Origin of the sequence: Protofrankia sp. CiP3 (assembly GCF_917627345.1) — a bacterium.
Classification (GTDB): domain Bacteria; phylum Actinomycetota; class Actinomycetes; order Frankiales; family Frankiaceae; genus Protofrankia.
In genome coordinates, this window is the sequence record NZ_CAKJTM010000016.1 from 37,105 (window position 1) to 55,067 (window position 17,963).

Genomic DNA, 17,963 nt, shown 5'->3' on the forward strand with positions numbered 1-17,963 from the left:
ATGAACTTCCGGCGCCGACCACTTAGCCCATGGGCCGCAGATCGCGGCTCTCGACGATCGTTCCGTCCGACACGACCAGCCGTTCGAACGAGCCCTCGGCCTCAGCGATCCAGAACGCGCCACCGAGCGTCATGGGCTCAAGATTGCGCCGCACGGTCGCCCGGAAGCGGCGGCGGTGGACGAGCACAACCCGCAGGGGCCCACGCCCACCCAGCAGCGAGCCCCAGGCGACGGTGAAGGGCACCGGCGGCCGGCGCCCCTCGACCGGGGTGGCGCCCTGGCGCCAGCCAAGAATCGGTGTCTGGTCCAACGGATGATCGAGAATGTCCGCGGACACGCCCGCGGACCTCAACCGCCAGTGCAGGAGTCCGACCGGCGAACCCACCAGCTCGACTTCGACGCCGGAAAGCGGCAGCTCCATCCGGTCGAGCACTTGGTCCATCGTGCCACCTCCGCGCCGCGTCCGCGGAGCCGGACGGAACCGCCGGCCCCTCACCTGTCGCGGACGACATGCCCTCCGTGATCGGATACCGTCGCGCCGCGTCTCGGGGACTACAGTCCGCCTGCGTTCAGGCGTGTCGCATCCTCTGCTCTGGGTGAAAATTCAGCGACGGAGATTCCGCAAACAGCTTCCTCCGCGCCACGCGCGGCTACCGAACATCACAACAGGTGGAGTGCTCGGGCACGCTGCACGGCATCCCGCCTACGCGCCACATCGAGCTTCCGGTAGATGCTCTTCAAGTGCGTCTTGATGGTGTTTGTCGACACGAACATCTCCTTGGCGATCTCCGCCGTTGTGAGCATCGTCGGCAGATACGTCAGGACGGCCTGCTCACGACCGCTCAACGGCTCCACCGGCGGCGTCGCCGAGTCCGCCGGCACCGGCACCGCCGGCCCGGTCACGAGCGGCCTCGCCGGGGACAGCCGCGAAGCCGTCACATCACCGGCACCGGCACCGGCACCGGCACCGGCACCGTCGGCAATCATGGGAGCGGCGGGCCGAGCGGCGCCGACGGCTGGCTCCGTCCCGGGGGGACCGAGCACGGGCCGGTCCCCCCGGGCATCCGTCCCAGGATCCGGGGCCGGCCGCCGCTCAGTCCATGGCCGGGCGGTGGAAGGTTGTGATCCTCCATGCTCGGGCCCGCTGCTGGGCCCCGCGGGCCCGGCCTCGCCACGGGCCAGCAGCTGGTCGACGAGTGCCCGATGGGCGGCCCGTAGTCCTGGATGCGCCCGCAGCATGGCTCTCACCTCCTCGCCTGCGTCCACGAAGGGACGAATGACGCCTTCCTCCTCAGCCAACGCCAGCGCGCGGGCCAGCGACGCGGTCGCACGCGCCACCTCGCCGGTACGGCTGGCCGCCACCGCGTCCAGCACGCAGGCAGCCGTTACGCTGCCGATACCGAAGCCGGTGTCGGCTCGTAGCAACGGAGCCAGGACCGCCACCGCAGCGGGTGCGTCCGCGCGGGCCAGGTGCACCCGGGCCAGCGCGAGCAGCTCGCTCGGGGCAGGGCGGTGCCCGGTGATCCCACGCCGCAGGACGGCCAGCGCCGCGTCCGGGTTGCCGGCCGCTGTCAGCAACTCGCCATCGGTGGCCAGCCGGGTCCGCGCACAGATATCGGGCAGGCCGACCGGCCGATGCGCGCCGACCAGCCGCCGGGCCATCCGGACATCACCCGTACGGGCCAGAACAGCCGCGTTGAACAGGACGAGGAGCTCAGCGGTCACTGGCTGTGGCCACTGCTGGCAGTAGCGCTCCGCCTCGCGTATGCGCCGCCCGGCCATAACAAGATCATATTTTTCCAGGAACACGAGCGCCGCCGCGAGATGCGCATCGGCGAGCCCGGTGGCCGCGGCGGGTTGAACGTCGTCGCGGCCCGTGGCCGCCGACCGGCTCCGGTCCGCGGCCACGGCCTTGCCAGCCCAGAACTCGGCCTGGCGCAGCCGCCCGCGCCAGGCGTGGGCCAGCGCGAGCCCGCCCAGGCAGGACAGCTCCACATCGTGCGCATCCACCTCACGGGCAAGGCGCAGTGCCGCTCGGAAGGCCTCGGATGCGCCGTCAGGACGACCACGCCACAGCTCGGCGCGGCCGCGGGTGGCAAAAGCGACGGCACGCATGGCGGAGAGGCTGCTCCACACGTCGGGACCATGCGCGTTTCCCCCCTCCGGCATGGCGATGCTCTCCGGACGCCGGCTGACGCGCAGCAGCTTGCGGGCGCAGGTGAGCATCGCCTCGGTATCCGCCCGCAGTTCGGTGCAGCGCGCGTCGAGAACGTCGAGAACGGTCGCCAGCAGACGCCTGCGGCCTGTCGGCAGGGTGGCCAACCGCGTCCATGCGCTATGCACACAACGCCGCGCGGCCTCGGCGTCACCAGCGCGGACAGCACGTGCCGCGACCACAAGCGCGCACTCGGTCGACTGATCGGCAGCTCCCACGGGAAACGCGTCCACCAATGGGCCGACCTGCGCCGCACCCGCAGGGCCACCGGAACCTGTGATCACTCCGAGGCCGCCTTCGACAAGCAGGCAGGCGGCATAACGCCAGTCCCCGGCACGGCATGCGTGGCGGACGGCGGCCGCGACGTCACAGCGTTCGGCGAACCACAGCGCGGCACGCAGATGCAGCTCCGGCTCGTCCTCACGCCCCTCTCCCGCGAGATCGGCGTGCATGGTGTCGGCAAGCAGACGGTGGAAGCGGTACCAGGTGTCCGCCGCGTCCATGCCGATCACGAACGAGTTGGTCCGGGCCAGATCCGCCAGCAGCGCCCGCCCGTCCACGACCGGGCCGCCAGGATCGCCGCTGCTGGCCCCGGTGCTGGCTCCGCCCGTGGATGGCGACGCGCCGGCCCGCGGGCAGGGCTCGGCCGCGACCGTCTCGAGGAGAGGCCCGGTAAGCCGGTCCAACACGCTCGCGCGCAACAGGACCCGGCGGACCGCCCACGGATGGCGGCCGAGTACCTCCGCGCGCAGGTATTCGCCTACAGCACGCCTGGTGAGCTCCTTGTAAGAGCCGTCCCGGCCGTCGGCCGCCGGCTCGCGGACCGCCGGCTCATGCGTCGCCGCATGGACCGCCGACAGCCGCAGGCCCGCGGCCCAGCCCTCGGTGCGTTCCAACAGCCGGTCCCGGCCCTCCTCCAGAAGATCAACACCATGGGCCTCGAACAGCGCCGCGGTCTCCCGCGCGGTGAACGCGAGATCGGTCGGACCGACCTCCACCAGCCGTCCGTCGAGACGGAGCCGGTGCAGGGCGATGATCGGATAACGTGCGCAAAGCACCAGTCGCAGCGCGGAACCCGCACAGCTGGCGAGCAGCTCAAGCCCGGCAACCGCGACCGGATCCATGATCAGATGAGCGTCATCGACGATCAGCACAGCGACCGCGGGCAACTCGCCGAGCATGTTGGCCAGCTCCCGCCAACGCCCATCGAAGCCGCCCTCCGATGCCGGCCGTGGAATCATCGACGGTGCCGGGTCGTCACGCATCCGCCCAGCTGGCAGGATGCCGCCGCGCTCAAGCGCAGACAGCAGATGTGCCCAGAACTCAGCGCCCGCGTCGCCATCGACAGACAGCCACGCGACCGGTCCGGGAAACCGGGCGGCCGCGGCCCATGACGCCGCGAGAACCGTCTTGCCGGAACCCGCCGCGCCGCTGATCACGGTGGTGCCCTGGCGGACCCCCTGATCGACCATCTCCCACAGCCTGGCCCGGGGGATGTGGGCGGCCGGCAACGCCGGCGGGGACGTTCGACAGAGGACGAGTGGCAGCGCTCTTCCACCGGATGCGTCCGGATGGGGGACAACGACGGCGGACGATTCCGTGTCAACCATCTCTCCACCCCTAACCATTCAGTTGCGTTAGGTAGTGGTACCGCGACAAGAAGTTACAAGCAAGGTCAGGCCAACAAGCAAGATCTTTTAATGCGGCCAACAAGAGGAGCGTGGATCAGGGTACGTGCCCCAGCCCCACTCCTTGATCCACGCCCCTATTGCCGGGCGCTCTTAGGCGGCGCAGTCGGAGCAGACCGTCCGGCGAGCATCAGCGAGCTGGCTGCGATGGTGCACCAGGAAACAGCTGGTGCAGGTGAACTCGTCAGCCTGTCTCGGCAGCACCCGCAGGGACAGCTCCTCGTCACGGACCTCGGCATCGGGGAGATCCAGCTCGGCCTCGAGCGCATCAACGTCATCTCCGAGATCGGCGGCAGCCCCGGCGCGCTGTGCCTTCAGCGTCTCCAGGCTCTGTTCCTGGAGCTCGTCCTCCTCGACATCAGCGCCCCGTCGGGCGTCGAAGTCACGAGCCATGAAGTCTCCTTCCTCACCAGATCGGATCGGTCGCACGCTGAGGCTCCGCGTGCGACCGCTTGTCGGTACCCACTCGGGCCTGCGCCCGAACAGGATCGAGTGGTCACAATACGCAACGACCCTGGTGCGAACACAACGGGTGACGTTTGTCCGCATCCATGTGATCCACATATGGTCGGCATGAGACAACGGATCTCTCCCGACCGACGCGAACAATACGGTCCCGCACGGCGATAGGCCAGGCATCACGTGTACAGCCCGGTGTCAGACCCGCCACATGGTCACCCGAAGAGGGAATATCGGACAGGCTACGGATATCGTGCGGCGGCTGCGGATACGCGACGGCTACAGATAGACGATTGCAGCTAACGGCTACAGATAGAGGCCGGTCAGTCCGTCATCCAGCCGCTCGGCGGCCACCGCGTGGACGTCCCGTTCCCTCAGCAGGATGTAGGTCGTGCCGTGCAGCTCGACCTCGGCGCGTTCCTCGGGGTCGTAAAGCACACGGTCACCCATCTGGATGGTACGTACCGCCATGCCCACCCCGACCACATCCGCCCAGGACAACCGCTTGCCCATCTGCGCGGTGGCCGGAATGACGATCCCGGCCTTTGACCGACGGTCGGTCGAGTCCTCACGCGGGGCAACCAATACACGATCATGAAGAAGTCTGATCGGCAACGACCCGGCCCGCATGTCCACGCCGGCCATCCCGCCGACGCCGGTGGCACCGTTGACCCCGCCGGAAGCAACACTCACGTGCCGGACACTACCCGCCACGACAACATTGCCCTACAACAGTGGCGCGACGCCGGTCTCCGCCCCAGCCACCCGACACCCGACCGGAGTCGGCAAGAGCACTGATTCCAGCGAGAAGCACACGAAGCTCCCTGGATGAGGAATGCACCCCCAACGGGGTATAAGCTGCCGCCCATCGCCGACCTGACCGTTGTGGTCAGGCCGGCGAGTCGGTGTCGGGACCGGGCGCGCGAGCGTTCGCCGGCTCCGGCAGGCAACCGAAGATCGGCACGCAGGCAACCGTGAGATGAGGCGCGACGATGGCTTTGCGAATCAGTGTGGACCTCGACGGGCTACGCTGGGCTGATCTTTTCCGGTTCGTCGACCTGGCCCGCAACGGCGGCATCGGGCCGGAGGACCAGGTAGATGTGATCACTTATGGTAGCGACCCGCTGTCGGTCAGCCTGTCCGCGCGGATCTATCCGTCAGACTCCTTCGGTCCCGGTGACCAGGAGCTCGGCAACGAGGCCGCGGGGCGCTCCGGTGTACCGGCCGGCACGCCACCCGCGGCCACAGCATCGCCCAACGGATCGTCGTTCGGTTACGACGTGGCTCCCGGCGAGCGTGGCGCGGCCGCCAACGGCGCGCACTACCCGGCGTTCGAAGCCCCCGGCGAACGCCCTGGCCCAAGCACACCAAGCCTGCCGCCGTTCGGCGGCGGCTACGACGGGCAGGGCGACCGTGGCGGTCCACCCGCGGCGAGCGGCACCCACTACCCCGCCTTCGACGGGCAGGGCGGCGACCGTATCGGTCCCGGTGGGGCGGGCGGGCAGTTCGCCGGTTTCGAGCCGGTCTTCGACCGCCAGGGTGGCGTCAAGGAGCCTGGCGCAGGTGGTCAGGGCCAGGTCGAGAGCCCTTACATCGAGGAGTTCGCCCGCCTGCAGGAGGGCCTGATGCGCCAGGCTCGCCGCCCGGAGGAGGTTCGTCCCGAACGGGGATGAAAAACCAGAACGAGAGCGGGAACGCCCGGCCATACAGCGCCACGCCAAGCCGGGTACCCACATCCGTTACATCAACGCATTCTATCAACGCACCACATCGGAACCCACCGCGGCACAACCCATCGCATCGACACGCGCGTCCTGATATGCGATTTGGGTGACACTCCGTCCGTGATTGTGTGACAAACTACTACCAGCAGTCCTACAGTTGCCACAGTGACCGGTCGAAGGCCGTACCGGTAACACACCCCACGAAGTGATGGTGCATGCTGCCTGCGATGGAGGATCAGCGGACGGACGAGATCGGGCGCTACTGCAACCAGTTGCGCTCGGAGCTTCACATGATCTCAAACGGACCCGTTCTCGCGGGTCCACGAATGATCAAACACATCGAATCCCTGCTGACCCTCCTCAATCTCCACCAGCCGAACGAGTTCGACCTGTGCATGAGCTGCGACCGGCTCTGGCCGTGCCCGACGATCATGATCGTCACAGGAGGCCCGGCAACCGATGGCGACGCACCTGTCACGGAGCCCGACGGCGCCAGCAGCCAGTCCGTACCGGTTCTCCCGCTGTCCCCACCCGTTCCCGCCCCACACGCGCATCCCAGCGGGCCGCTGCCGACAACGCCACGGCCGGGTGGGCACTCCTCCTCGCCCACGGCCCCGCAGGGTCCCAGCACGGGCGCCTACCCGGTCTCCGCGACCGCTGGCAATCCGACGGGATGGATCCCGTCCTCGACCGCGTCGCTGTCCACCGGCGCGCATCGCATCCCGGCTCCACCGGTGCCCCAGGCAGGAACGCCCGCACCACCGGCAGCCGAGCGGTTCCCAGCGCCACAGCCACCAGCGGCACAGCAACCGCCGCTTCCACCACAGCCACCAGCGGCGCTGTGGTCCCCGACCGCGGCACAACCACCCAGCCCGAGCTCCCGCCCGATGCCGCCGGCACCGCGGCAGCACCCCACCGGCCCGATCCAGCCGCTCGGGCATGAGCAGCGGACGCCGCCCCGGCAACCCGCGCCGTGGAATGGCGGCGAACCGTCCGGGCAGCCGCATCACGGAGCAGCCATCCCCACAGCTCGCCCCGCGCCGCTGATTTCCGGGCCGATCGGGATCCCGCCCAGCCGGACGCCCGCCCAGCCCGTGCCGGCCGATCCGGGCATACCCGTGGGCAACGGCATGCCCCGAAGATCAACACTGCCGGCTGCCGACCGGAGCGCCCCCGACCCCCAGCCGCATCAGTCACATCATCCGCGTTATCCGCACCCCGCGGCGCCGCGGGCTGAGGTCACGCACCCCGGAACGCCCCAGCAGCCGGGGACGCAGCAGCCACAGGCACGGCCGTCCCAGCCCCCGCATCCGCAGCCACAGCCCAGCGGGACGGACAACCGTGACGGCAACCGCTGGCCCGAATACGGCAGCATGCTCGACGGCATCGACGTGATCTAGGGCGTGTTCCGGAAGTCGTCGTTCGATCAGCGGCCGGAGGCACCCGGCCTGCTCCCGGGAAAACCACCGCTACCTGGTGCGACAACCGCCGTCCGCCGAGATGCGTACCGCCCGATCACGCGCAAGGGTGAACCTGTGTTCGCCGAGTAGTCAACGCTCTGTGACAACATCATGCCAACCAGGTTTGAAGGCAAACGCTGGGTGGCATGAAGGCGACAGTAGCGGGCTGGTGGCGATGTTCGGACACATGGCGATGTTCGGCGGCGTGCCCGTCGGCAGTGATCGGTGGAGGGTGAGGCGTGGCCGCAACTCTTACCGCGCGCTTCGATCTGCCCGCCAACACACGCGCCGCGGGGCGGGCACGGCGTCTTGTCAACGAGCTGCTGACCATCTGGGGCCGTGAGGAAGACGCCGAGGTCGCCCGCCTGCTGGTCAGTGAGGTCGTCACCAACGCCGTGCGCTACACCCGGTGCGATGACCCGCTGCACATCCAGATCATCGCGCAGAACGACCGGGTACGGATCGCGGTGGGTGACGGCAGCATGATCCGTCCCATCATGCGGACGGTATGCGACGATGACGAGTCCGGCCGCGGCATGCATCTGGTCGCGGCGCTGGCCAGCGAGTGGGGCGTGGTCGACAAGCCGGCCGAGGACAGCCCCGGTAAGCATGTGTGGTTCGAGCTGGCCGCGCCCGCGCGGGCAGCCATCCCCGTGAGTGCCGCCGTGCCAGCGGCGGCGGCCATGGTCGCTGCCTGTCAGCCCGCGTTCTTCCCCTGACCATGTGCTTCCACACTCTTCCAGCGATTTTTCACTGTGCGTGAGATCGTCCGGGGACGGGTGTGCCAGCGTGGACAACCACGGTGGGCAGCTGTGATGACCCATGGTGGTGGGTGGATGATGGGGCGAGGGGAGCATCAGCCTCATGGCGTAGCGTAATCGACAGCGCGAGGTCATCACCAGGGAGCCGCCATGCCCGTGCCCACGAATGTCCGGCTGGACGTGCGGATACTGCTCAGCACGGGAACGCACCTGGTGGTGCGGTATGTGCCGGCCGAATCGGCCCATGCGCTGCCCGGCGGAACCGTCGCACCCGGTGAAGACGTCGTCACCGCCGCCTCCCGGCACCTGCGCGGGCTGCTGGGCTCGCACCGGGATGCGCATGCCGCGCCACCGCAGCCGGGGCCGGTACCGCCGGGGCTGTCGGCATCCCCGGCGGTACCGGCCTTCGCGGCGTGCGTCGAACACGCGACCGGGCCTGATGAGCGCACCATGACGCTCGTGTTCTCAGCCGATCTTCCAGGCAAAGCGGACCTACCCACCGCCTATCTGGGCACGCCGCTCGTCACGCTCCCCCTCACGAACCTCACCGAGCGATCATTGACTCCCCCCGCGATAGCCAGCATGGCGATCCGCTGGCTGGAGGACCGCTGGCCGACCTGGTCCGGCCTGGCGGTCTCCGAACCCGAACCGTGGTGGAGCCAGCTACGCGAGTCCGCCCACTCCCTGCGGGCGCAGCTGGATGCCCGCCGGCACGAGTTCACCGACGCGTCCTTCCGGGATGCGGCGGTGGCCATGTGCGCGCTCGTCGCCGCCGCCGACGGCACGATCGATGCGCGCGAACGGGAAGCGATGGCGGCCATCGTCACCAGTGACCCGGTCCTGGGCGCCTTTCCACCGGACGAGCTGCTCCGCCTGTTCGACGCGCATGTGGCCGCGTTCCGCGCGGATGCCACCGAGGCCAGGGCCGCGGCGCTGCGTGAGATCGCCAAGGTGCGGGGACGTAGGGTGCGGGCACGGTCGGTCATCCAGTTCGGCGCGGTGATCGGGCGCGCTGACGGCACGTTCGACCCGGCCGAGCGAGCCGCCATCCAACAGGCGATCGCTGTTCTCGGGCTCGATCCCATGACCCTCGCCGTCCAGGCCGGCTAAGAACGCCCAGGCCCAGGCCGTCCAGACGAACATCCCTTGATCCCCGACCGCTTCTGCCAGCAAGAAAGGCGGGCCGACCCGGTGGACACCGTCACCGCAACCACGGCAGCATCCAGTGCGTCCAGCACATCGGTGGTATTGAGCGCACGCATGCTCTTCACGGCCGGCGAGCGCATCCTTGTCGCCAACCGCCGGGGGCAGGCCTGGTACTCGTTACCCGGCGGGAACGTGAAGCCGGGCGAGAGCGTGGAGGAAGCGCTGCGCCGCGGGATCCGGGAGGAGACCGGCCTGACCGCGCGCACCCTCGACTTCGTGGGATGCGTGGAGCACTCGTTCGTCGAAGCCGGCCAGGCCTGGCACGAGCTGAACATGGTGTTCGCCTCCGTTCTGCCGCCGTTCGCGGATATCGGCAGCCGGAAGGAGGCCATCGATCTCGGTTCGGTGGCCGTGGCCGATCTCCACGCTTTCGTGTTCCGGCCCGCGCACCTGCGGACGGCCATCCTGAGCTGGCTGAGCACCCGTCGGCCAGCCTGGTACGGCCCGGCTGGCGCACCGCGGCGGGAGGGCAGACCGGCCTGACGACCTCACGGGAGATCACCCCGGCTTTGTCTCACCGGCGCCCCAACAGTCGGGCAGTGGGGTGCCTCTGGTACAATCGTGCGCATTTTTACACCCACGTGACCGGAGCCAGAACCGTGTTGTCGATGTACCGCCTGTGGTGCTGACGTTGATGATGGACACGACCGCAGGATGGAGCGCAGCGTCGGCCGTTGCTACGCGTTCAACACCGGTAGCCGTAACGGCGTCAAGATCATGGAGATGCGACACGCTCAGAGGGACTCGACCCCCCAGCATCTTGATCCGTAGTTTGCCCGGGATCTTCCGTGGACGTCCGCTGGGGCTTGCCGGGTCCGAGGATCAGGGGGCGTGTGTCCGCCGACGTGCGTGGTTGTCTGCCGACTTGCCTGTCAGTATGACTGTCGGCTCGCGCTTCGAGGCATGGGCTCTCCACTGTGAGGGTGAGATCATGTGGGGTGCATATAGACTTTGACCTATAGAGGTTGCTGCCTATACTTGGCGAGTGCGCTGGGACGTCCGGTTGCTCGACGAGGTCGAAACGTGGTTGTTGGGTCTCGATGACCGTAGTTACGCATTGGTCGCTGCTGCCATCGAGAAGCTTGCGGACGAAGGCCCAGCCCTGGGCCGTCCTCTGGTCGACTCGGTGAAGGCGTCCCGGCATCACAACATGAAAGAGCTCAGGCCGGGATCGGCCGGCTCTACCGAGATGCGCGTTCTGTTCGTATTCGACCCGCAGCGGCGTGCTGTGCTGCTCGTCGGCGGGGACAAGTCCGGCACTTGGCGAAGTTGGTATGTCCGAAACATCAAGACTGCTGATGACCGGTACGACGGGTGGCTCCGCGGTGAATACGGCAATGGGAGCTGAGCGAGAGGAGGGACGTGCCGTGGCGAGTACGTGGGAGCAGGTACGGGCCAAGCGGCCTCCAGACGAGGGCTTGGTGGCTGAGTACCGCGCACGCCTGGATGCTGAGGTACGCGCCTACCGGCTCAGGGAGATTCGTGAGGAGCAGGGTCTGACGCAGGTCGAGTTGGCCGAGCGGATGCATGTGAAGCAGCCATCGGTGTCCGAGCTGGAGCGCGGCGGGCTCGATCGGGCGGGGCTGGCCACGATCAGGGCCTACGTGGAGGCCCTGGGCGGGAAGATCGAGATTATTGCCGACTTTGGTGATCGCCGAGTGGTCCTCGGCTGACCTCGAGGATGTGGTGCGCTCGGAGGGACTCGAAGCCCCAATCTCTTGATCCGTAGCCATCGGCGATATGTCCATGAATGTTCATCAACGTCCGTCCGCGCAGGTCACGGCCTCGGGGCCGTCTACGGGCGTCTACGGGCGTCTACCCCTGTTGCAGTACAACTGCAGTACGAAGCGCTCCGACGCTCCTGTAGATGCGGGCGGTGCACTGACCCTCTGAATCCAAGCCCTGTCTGGTGAACTCATTCATGCAGGCCACAGCGTATGATCGAGGACGGGCCCCAATATCATCCACATAATAGCCGTGCGTTGCCACGACCAGTGGCCTGAGCTGTCATATGGGTCGATCACTGTGGTTTCGGCATCCTTGACCGCAGCCGCGAGCCAGCGGCGCAGGTGACCAGGCCGCTCGCTCCGCTCTCAGCGGATTCAGGTGCCTTCGTCGACGGATGCGAGTACCCGGCGCAGGTCGGCGGCGAACTGTGGTAGTTGCTCCCTGGCCGCGGTGTGCAGGATCTCGAGATCGACAGACCAGTAGCCGTGGACGATCCGGTTGCGTAGCCGCACTGGCTGCTTCCAGGCGATGTCTGGAAACTGCTTGGTGATCCCATCGGTGCGTTTCTGCGCCTGGTCGGCTGCTTCGATCATCTCACCGAGAAGGAGGACGTCACGCCGCATAGACGGGCCGTGCTTCAGCCAGGACGGACGACCGTAGCAACGGGTGGAGCCCGCGGACGGAGACCAGATCGACAGGCCGGCCGAACAGATCGGCGAGGTCATCGGCAAGCTGCTCGATGTCCCAGCCCAGACGCCGGCCAGGCCGAAGGGTGTACAGGATGTCGATGTCGCTGTCGGCGGTCGCGGTGCCGCGCGCCTGCGAGCCGAACAGCTGGAGTTCGGCGATCCCGTACCGATCGCAGATCGCGGCAAGGCGGGCCTCGTCGATCTCCACTCCCGCGATGAGCCTCACCAGGCAAGGGTAGCCGCAGGCGTCACGCGACAGCGGCCGGTGACCCGCAGCTCGGAGAGATCCATCGTCGCTACGGCCGGGTGAGGTCGATCTTCATCGGGAAGGGTGCGACGGCGTCGACGACACCGGTGAACACCTCTCCGTCACGGTAGGTCTTGCTCGCCGGGTCGAGAATGTAGGTGTGGACGACGGGAACCCCTGCGGGGGGTTGTTCGACTCGCCAGTAGTAGGAGATCCCGGCCCTGGCGTACTGCCCGGCCTTGACGATCCGGTCAGTCGTCTCCGAGCCCGGAGAGACCACCTCGACGACGAGCAGGATGTGCTCGGGGCGCGCTGGCATGACATCGATCGTGTCGGCGCGGTACACGACGACATCTGGACGCCGGTTCGTCAACGGCACGTCCTGGAGCCGGACGTCGAAGTCGAAGTCGGCGTTCCAGTCCGGCCCGGCGGCGGCCTCCAGAGCGGTCGCGAGGGTCCTGATCAGCCGGTTGTGGCGCTTCGACGCGCTGGGGCGCACGACGACCATCCCGTCCACGATCTCGATGCCCGCGCACTGCTCGTCGGACCAGGAGTCGTACTGCTCCGCCGTGACCTGGTGGTGCATCCAGTCGGGAGCGAACATCTCCACGGTGATGACGTACCTCCTTCGGGCGACCGACAGACGTGATCCTTCCGGGCCAGCGTAGCGCCTGCAGAGGCTGGGCCTCGATGTTCGAGCGTCGCCGGTACGACTCGTCGCAACGCCACGATCGTCCGGAGCCTGGCGCGGAGGGCTCGCCTGGTAGCATTTGTGAAACGTACTTCGACGAACTATGGATCGATCAAGTAGGTTTCGGTCAACCATACTTCGATCCGAAGAGTGGACAATGGCCATGCCTGTGAAGCCCCCTCACCTGTTCGACCGCGATGCCGAGTGGCGAGGCCTGACATCCTTCGTAGCCGACGCTCGTCCGGGGGCGACTCTCGGCGTGGTCAGCGGGCGGCGCCGGCAGGGCAAGAGCTATCTTCTTCAGGCGCTGGCCGCCGCGGCCAACGGGATCTACTTTCCCGCCCTGGAACTGACCGAGGCGGTCTCGCTTCGGTTGTTCGCCGATGAACTCGTCAGGTTCACGGGCGCCCCGGTCCCGCCTTTCCGGGACTGGCTGGATGCTGTCCCATTCGTCCTGCGTGCCGCGAGCGGCCGCCCCACACCAGTCGTGATCGACGAGTTCCCCTTCCTGGTCAAGGCGTCGCCGGAGCTGCCATCGATCATCCAACGTGAACTCGGGCCGGGCGGCAGCGGCGGTACCAGCAGCGCGCGGCTCCTGCTGTGCGGCTCGGCGATGTCCGTCATGGGAGGCCTGTTGTCCGGACAGGCGCCCTTGCGCGGACGCGCGGGTCTTGAGTTGATGGTTCATCCCTTCGGCTACCAGGACGCCGCGCGGTTCTGGGGCGTCACGGATCCGGCGCTCGCGGTGCTCGTGCACTCCGTGGTTGGCGGAACACCCGCCTACCGTCGCGAGTTCGTCCGCGACGACTCCCCGTCGGGCCTGGGCGACTTCGACGCCTGGGTGACAAGGACCGTGCTGAACCCGCAGACCCCGCTGTTCCGCGAGGCCCGCTATCTGCTCGCGGAGGAGACGGACATCCGCGACCTGTCGCTGTACCACTCGGTGCTCTCCGCCGTCGCCGAGGGGAACTCGACCAGCGGGGGCGTCGCCAGCTACGTCGGCAGGAAGGCCAACGAGATAGCCCACCCGCTGCGGGTGCTGGAGGACTCCCGGCTGCTGGTCAGGGAGCCCGACCTGTTCAGGCCGGGCAGGGCGGTCTACCGGATAGCCGAGCCGCTGATCAGCTTTTACCACGCGGTCATGAGCCGGGACTGGACGCGGCTGGAGCGCGGCGACGCGGCGACGATCTGGTCCAGTGCGCAGCCGCGGTTCCTTTCCCAGATCGTCGGGCCGCATTTCGAGACCATATGCCGCGATTATGCGATCATGGCTGACCCGGCGGTGTTCGGAGGCCTGCCTGCCGAGGTGGGAGCGGGAATCGTCGCCGACCCCGCCAACAGGACTCAGATCCAGATCGATGTCGCCGTTCTCGCGCCGGCAGAACACGGACAACCGCGCAGGATTCTCTCGCTCGGGGAAACGAAGTGGGACCGGGTCATGGACCGGCGTCACGCCGACCGCCTGCGCCGCGCCCGCGACCTGCTCACGGCCAAGGGCTTTGACACCCGCGATACGCGCCTCGCCTGTTACTCGGGGGCGGGATTCCACCCGGGCCTGGAATCCGATGTTCCAAGCGATGTCCGCCTGATCGGCCTCGACCAGCTCTACGCAGGCTGATCGGCGGCAAGAGCCCCGTCGTAGCGCGCCGCAGGAGATGGAACAGGCCGCTTCACGCGAAGGGCGATCGATCTGGCACACGCGTTCCCTGACGAACTGTTGCACGACGCGCACATAATCGGGCCGGCATTGAGGCTGCCTGGCTGCCTTGGCTCAGTCGGCCCAGTCGCGGGCCCAGCGTTGGCGGCGTTCGTGTTCCTTGGCTATCCATGCGGAGCCTTCCGCTGCCACCGACTCCAGGATGGGAAGGGCGCCTTCGAACCCCGAGCTCTGCAGCGTGAGCAGCCGGTCGTCCTGCTCGGCGCTGTCCAGCAGGTCGCCAAGGTTTCTGCGGAAGTGCTTTCCGATGACGGTGATGTCCTGGCCGTTCAGCAGTGTCAGCCGCAGCGTGTAGGCTCGCGGCCGCTCCACTTTGACTGGCTCCGGTGTGCTGACCTGCGTGGTGCGCACACCGCTTTCCACCACCGTCACCTCCTACAAAAACCTCGCCTAGGTCGAACGTATCTTGCGAAGCATCAAGACGACCAACCTCGAGGTACGGCCGATCTACCACTACCTGGAAGACCGAGTCCCCGTGCCCACCTCCCGATCTGCTCCCTCGCCGCCTACATCACCCGGCATCTGAGGAAAAAGCTCGCACCCCTGACCCTCACCGACGAGAACCCTCCAGCCCGCACCGACCCAGTCGGCCCCGCCCGCCACTCCGAAGCCACCGAACGGAAAACCACACGCAAAGAACAGCCCGCCGGAACACCACTCCACAGCTTCCAGGGCCTCCTCGCCTACCCGGCCACCCTCGCCCGTAACGAACTCTGCATAGACGGCGGCGACAGCGTACAACTACTCACCAACCCCACCGAAACCCAGAAAAAGGCATTCGAGCTGATCGGCGCATCTATCCCACAACGACTTGGTAGTCAGTAAGACGATCAAAGGCGGGCGGCGCAGGTCACAGGTCCGCAGCGCTCTCAAGATCCAGCAAGTCGGATTAAAAATCAGTAGTCGGTCGACGAATGATCCTTGACTCTGCCGCGACCACATTGTCTTTCGAATACTGTTCCAAGCCATTCCGCAAGACTCAGAGGATCCGGAGCGTCCTTCGTCGATGCCGCCACATTCCGTGCAACCGCACATACCAATTCTGGCCGTTCAAAGAGAATCCATGAGGCCAATGGGCGGTGTGCGTTCGCGGTGGCGTTCAACGTTAGCCTCAGACCCGTCCAGCTGTCTGAGTCTCCCGGGTTATGGCGGAGGCGTTCCAGATACATCCCATGAGCATGCGAAAGATTTCCATGAGTATATACAAGATCTGCGTACGTAAGTCCCGGGTAGGCCTCATAAGATTCAGATGACATCGCCGGCACTTCAGACGAATTGGCGCTCCGTAACCGTATACGAATCAGTGAAGCCCTGCCATCCAGACAGGTATGAGAAGTGTCCGGTTCAAGGGTCGATGGCGCAAACACATCGCCAATAGGATATTTTCGACCTGCCCGCCAAGCATCCGCTAGCAAGGAGACGGACTGATCCGGCGGACGAAGATGTCGGATGCGCCAGCCCACTAGATGATCGGCAGCTGCGGCCTGCGAAAGGTTCAGCAGATCGGATGGAACCGGCTCATCTACCCATGAGTTCATGGCTTGAAGTAGGTTCTCGATTACACACTGCCCGCGGGCGGTGAGTTGTGGGGAGCGACGAATCGCCAAGGCCGCCTCCCGCGTTTGCTCGCGCCAAAGTGCGAACTCAAAGTAGGCAATACGCTTCTCCGGGCCAGGGGCACTCCGGGCGTAAGCGCGCCAAAAACGTGTGACGCCAAAAAAAGCATATATGCCGTGGAGTAGCGCGCCGAGCGGGCGAGGGTCATCTCGCCATGGGGCGTAGAACAAATCGGCCGATGTGTCGGAATACAAATCAGTCAGACGAATCAAACCGTTGAGTTTCATGTGTTGAAATTCGTGCACGAGAGTCGCGCTGAGTTGTGCGGCATTTACTGGTGTCGAAGATGCCAGGCAACCTAACGCCTCGCTTGACGAGCCGCTGAGATATTGGTGGGGCTCTGTGGATCCCAGCGGTACGAGAGTGCGGACACCACTCGCCAGTGCCCGTGCGTAGTCAGGGTCTACTTCGTTAAGTAAATCCCACGCTTGGCTGATCAAGATATTCCATTGTATTAACTGATCATGGTCGAGACGATCCGCCGGAACGGGGCCGCCCATAACTCTGTATGGGTCGATATCATCAATTACAAGGGTGAGAGTACGACTAGCCGATTCGACCCGTATGCAGCGTAGACTCTCCCATCCATTTCGATCCTCGATGAGCGGACGAGAGATCTCAGTAATTCCGGCATCGCTCTCGAGCCGAAGACTACTGTTTTCGAATATTGCTACTACGGTCTCCCATCCCTGACAATCGTGAAGGAGCGCGCGGCCTAGGGTAGGAAGAGTGACAAGACCTTCATGTAAGACAAGCTTGATTCGAAAGTTCATCCCCGCTCGTGCTGCACTAGCTGCCGCTATCGAGTGGAGGTAACCTATCTCCACCCACAACGGCCAGTCGCCGTCGACAAGGCCTTGGAATCTACGCAAGAGTCTGCAAGCCCAGGTTCCAACATTCGGGTAGGCAAGTACATGAGCAACCTGGTATTGTGACCGTATTTGGGCGTCTTCAAGCAACTGCCATGCTTCATCGACGGAGGGCAATGGCCAAGCCATATCCCAACGATCGCGCGCCAGATCAAGAACGGCGCGCAGCAGACCTAGCCGCCAGCTATAGTCAGCCGCCTTTAGATACCGAACGGTGGTCTCATCACCACCTCCAGCCGCAAGAGCCGCGAAATGGGCGGCCGGCAGTGAATGGGTTCGCGGTTCGACCACCTCAAAGGGCTGAGGACTAGAGCCAGAGAGTCGAATTGGCAGACTTCCAGATTCCGATATCAATTCTCTTCACCAGTCGGGCTTGAATTAATATCCTTATCATATCTCAAATTAGACTCACTAGCCGACGATTCTGAATCTGCCGATAGCTCACCATCGGCATCTTTATTTTGTCCATCAGGAGAGTCCTTTTTTTGTCGTCGATTTCTTAGTCTAAACATCGGCTCTGGATATGAATCATACTCCCACGAGCCGCCACTGGAATACCCCCCCCAAGGATTTTTGGGTCTAGAGACGGCCGTCAGAATCTTGTCGAGCATCCTTGTTATACCATTATTGGTAGCCAATCGAATATCGACTAGAGATGCTTCGGTCAAATCTGCTATGTCTGATTTTAAACAACTATCATCATTGCTTTTCATGGATTCTCCTCGAAATTATAGGATTCAGATTCATCCTGACCATGACTGTATCTGGATGGTCGACACCGCACGTCGCCTCAGCGATGGATAATGCCCGTTCCAGCATCGTCCGCTCAGCTAGGGAATCGCCCAGCTCGCCTAGGATGAGCGCCAGGTTGTTCAGATGGGAAGCGATGGAA

General features: G+C 65.7%; 19 protein-coding genes. 8 read left to right on the forward strand and 11 right to left on the reverse strand.

Features of this window, described 5'->3' with window-relative positions:
- Window positions 1-22: 22 nt before the first annotated feature.
- The 4 genes from MJ797_RS08625 to MJ797_RS08640 form a co-directional block, all read right to left on the reverse strand.
- Window positions 23-442 carry a hypothetical protein gene (locus MJ797_RS08625; RefSeq protein WP_239307893.1) on the reverse strand — a complete coding sequence of 140 codons (420 nt, stop codon included), beginning with the start codon at window positions 440-442 and terminating at the stop codon, window positions 23-25.
- Window positions 443-660: 218 nt separating this feature from the next.
- Window positions 661-3,825, reverse strand: a complete 3,165-nt coding sequence (locus MJ797_RS08630; RefSeq protein ID WP_239333532.1) for a LuxR C-terminal-related transcriptional regulator — start codon at window positions 3,823-3,825, stop codon at window positions 661-663.
- Between the two features lie 171 nt (window positions 3,826-3,996).
- The gene (locus MJ797_RS08635) at window positions 3,997-4,296 is read right to left on the reverse strand and encodes a DUF4193 family protein (protein WP_239307891.1); all 300 of its coding nucleotides are present in this window, start codon (window positions 4,294-4,296) and stop codon (window positions 3,997-3,999) included.
- A 372-nt stretch (window positions 4,297-4,668) separates the two neighbouring features.
- Window positions 4,669-5,055, reverse strand: a complete 387-nt coding sequence (locus tag MJ797_RS08640; RefSeq protein ID WP_239307890.1) for a co-chaperone GroES — start codon at window positions 5,053-5,055, stop codon at window positions 4,669-4,671.
- 299 nt (window positions 5,056-5,354) lie between these two features.
- Between MJ797_RS08640 and MJ797_RS08645 the strand changes: the two genes are divergently transcribed.
- The 7 genes from MJ797_RS08645 (at window position 5,355) to MJ797_RS08675 (ending at window position 11,186) form a co-directional block, all read left to right on the forward strand.
- Window positions 5,355-6,035 carry a hypothetical protein gene (locus tag MJ797_RS08645; RefSeq protein WP_239333533.1) on the forward strand — a complete coding sequence of 227 codons (681 nt, stop codon included), beginning with the start codon at window positions 5,355-5,357 and terminating at the stop codon, window positions 6,033-6,035.
- Between the two features lie 341 nt (window positions 6,036-6,376).
- On the forward strand, window positions 6,377-7,486 hold the full coding sequence (locus MJ797_RS08650; RefSeq protein ID WP_239333534.1) for a hypothetical protein: 1,110 nt from the start codon (window positions 6,377-6,379) through the stop codon (window positions 7,484-7,486).
- 299 nt (window positions 7,487-7,785) lie between these two features.
- The gene (locus MJ797_RS08655; RefSeq protein ID WP_239333535.1) at window positions 7,786-8,265 is read left to right on the forward strand and encodes an ATP-binding protein; all 480 of its coding nucleotides are present in this window, start codon (window positions 7,786-7,788) and stop codon (window positions 8,263-8,265) included.
- Between the two features lie 192 nt (window positions 8,266-8,457).
- Window positions 8,458-9,417 carry a tellurite resistance TerB family protein gene (locus MJ797_RS08660; RefSeq protein WP_239333536.1) on the forward strand — a complete coding sequence of 320 codons (960 nt, stop codon included), beginning with the start codon at window positions 8,458-8,460 and terminating at the stop codon, window positions 9,415-9,417.
- A 150-nt stretch (window positions 9,418-9,567) separates the two neighbouring features.
- Window positions 9,568-9,996: an NUDIX domain-containing protein gene (locus MJ797_RS08665; RefSeq protein WP_239333537.1), complete on the forward strand. Its 429-nt coding sequence runs from the start codon at window positions 9,568-9,570 to the stop codon at window positions 9,994-9,996.
- 520 nt (window positions 9,997-10,516) lie between these two features.
- Entirely contained in the window at window positions 10,517-10,861 is a 345-nt protein-coding gene (locus MJ797_RS08670) for a type II toxin-antitoxin system RelE/ParE family toxin (protein WP_239333538.1), read from the forward strand.
- A 19-nt stretch (window positions 10,862-10,880) separates the two neighbouring features.
- Window positions 10,881-11,186, forward strand: coding sequence for a helix-turn-helix domain-containing protein (locus MJ797_RS08675; protein WP_239333539.1), 306 nt, complete (start codon window positions 10,881-10,883; stop codon window positions 11,184-11,186).
- 429 nt (window positions 11,187-11,615) lie between these two features.
- On the opposite strand, the gene MJ797_RS08680 is transcribed toward MJ797_RS08675, so the two are convergent.
- The 3 genes from MJ797_RS08680 to MJ797_RS08690 form a co-directional block, all read right to left on the reverse strand.
- Window positions 11,616-11,864, reverse strand: a complete 249-nt coding sequence (locus MJ797_RS08680; protein WP_239333540.1) for a DUF86 domain-containing protein — start codon at window positions 11,862-11,864, stop codon at window positions 11,616-11,618.
- Entirely contained in the window at window positions 11,854-12,156 is a 303-nt protein-coding gene (locus MJ797_RS08685; protein WP_239333541.1) for a nucleotidyltransferase family protein, read from the reverse strand. Before MJ797_RS08685 ends, MJ797_RS08680 begins: the two co-directional genes overlap by 11 nt.
- 70 nt (window positions 12,157-12,226) lie before the next feature.
- Window positions 12,227-12,781: a Uma2 family endonuclease gene (locus MJ797_RS08690; protein ID WP_239333598.1), complete on the reverse strand. Its 555-nt coding sequence runs from the start codon at window positions 12,779-12,781 to the stop codon at window positions 12,227-12,229.
- 250 nt (window positions 12,782-13,031) lie between these two features.
- Here MJ797_RS08690 and MJ797_RS08695 point away from each other — a divergent pair, with 250 nt between their 5' ends.
- Window positions 13,032-14,486, forward strand: a complete 1,455-nt coding sequence (locus MJ797_RS08695; RefSeq protein WP_239333542.1) for an ATP-binding protein — start codon at window positions 13,032-13,034, stop codon at window positions 14,484-14,486.
- Between the two features lie 153 nt (window positions 14,487-14,639).
- On the opposite strand, the gene MJ797_RS08700 is transcribed toward MJ797_RS08695, so the two are convergent.
- The 4 genes from MJ797_RS08700 to MJ797_RS08710 all read right to left on the reverse strand — a co-directional run.
- Entirely contained in the window at window positions 14,640-14,957 is a 318-nt protein-coding gene (locus tag MJ797_RS08700; protein WP_239333543.1) for a hypothetical protein, read from the reverse strand.
- A gap of 524 nt (window positions 14,958-15,481) precedes the next feature.
- Window positions 15,482-17,200: an HEXXH motif domain-containing protein gene (locus MJ797_RS27435; RefSeq protein WP_374581790.1), complete on the reverse strand. Its 1,719-nt coding sequence runs from the start codon at window positions 17,198-17,200 to the stop codon at window positions 15,482-15,484.
- A 221-nt stretch (window positions 17,201-17,421) separates the two neighbouring features.
- Window positions 17,422-17,784: a hypothetical protein gene (locus MJ797_RS08705; RefSeq protein ID WP_239333544.1), complete on the reverse strand. Its 363-nt coding sequence runs from the start codon at window positions 17,782-17,784 to the stop codon at window positions 17,422-17,424.
- The coding region (locus tag MJ797_RS08710) for a tetratricopeptide repeat protein (RefSeq protein WP_239333545.1) at window positions 17,771-17,963 on the reverse strand (193 nt) is incomplete at its 5' end. The genes MJ797_RS08705 and MJ797_RS08710, both read right to left, overlap by 14 nt.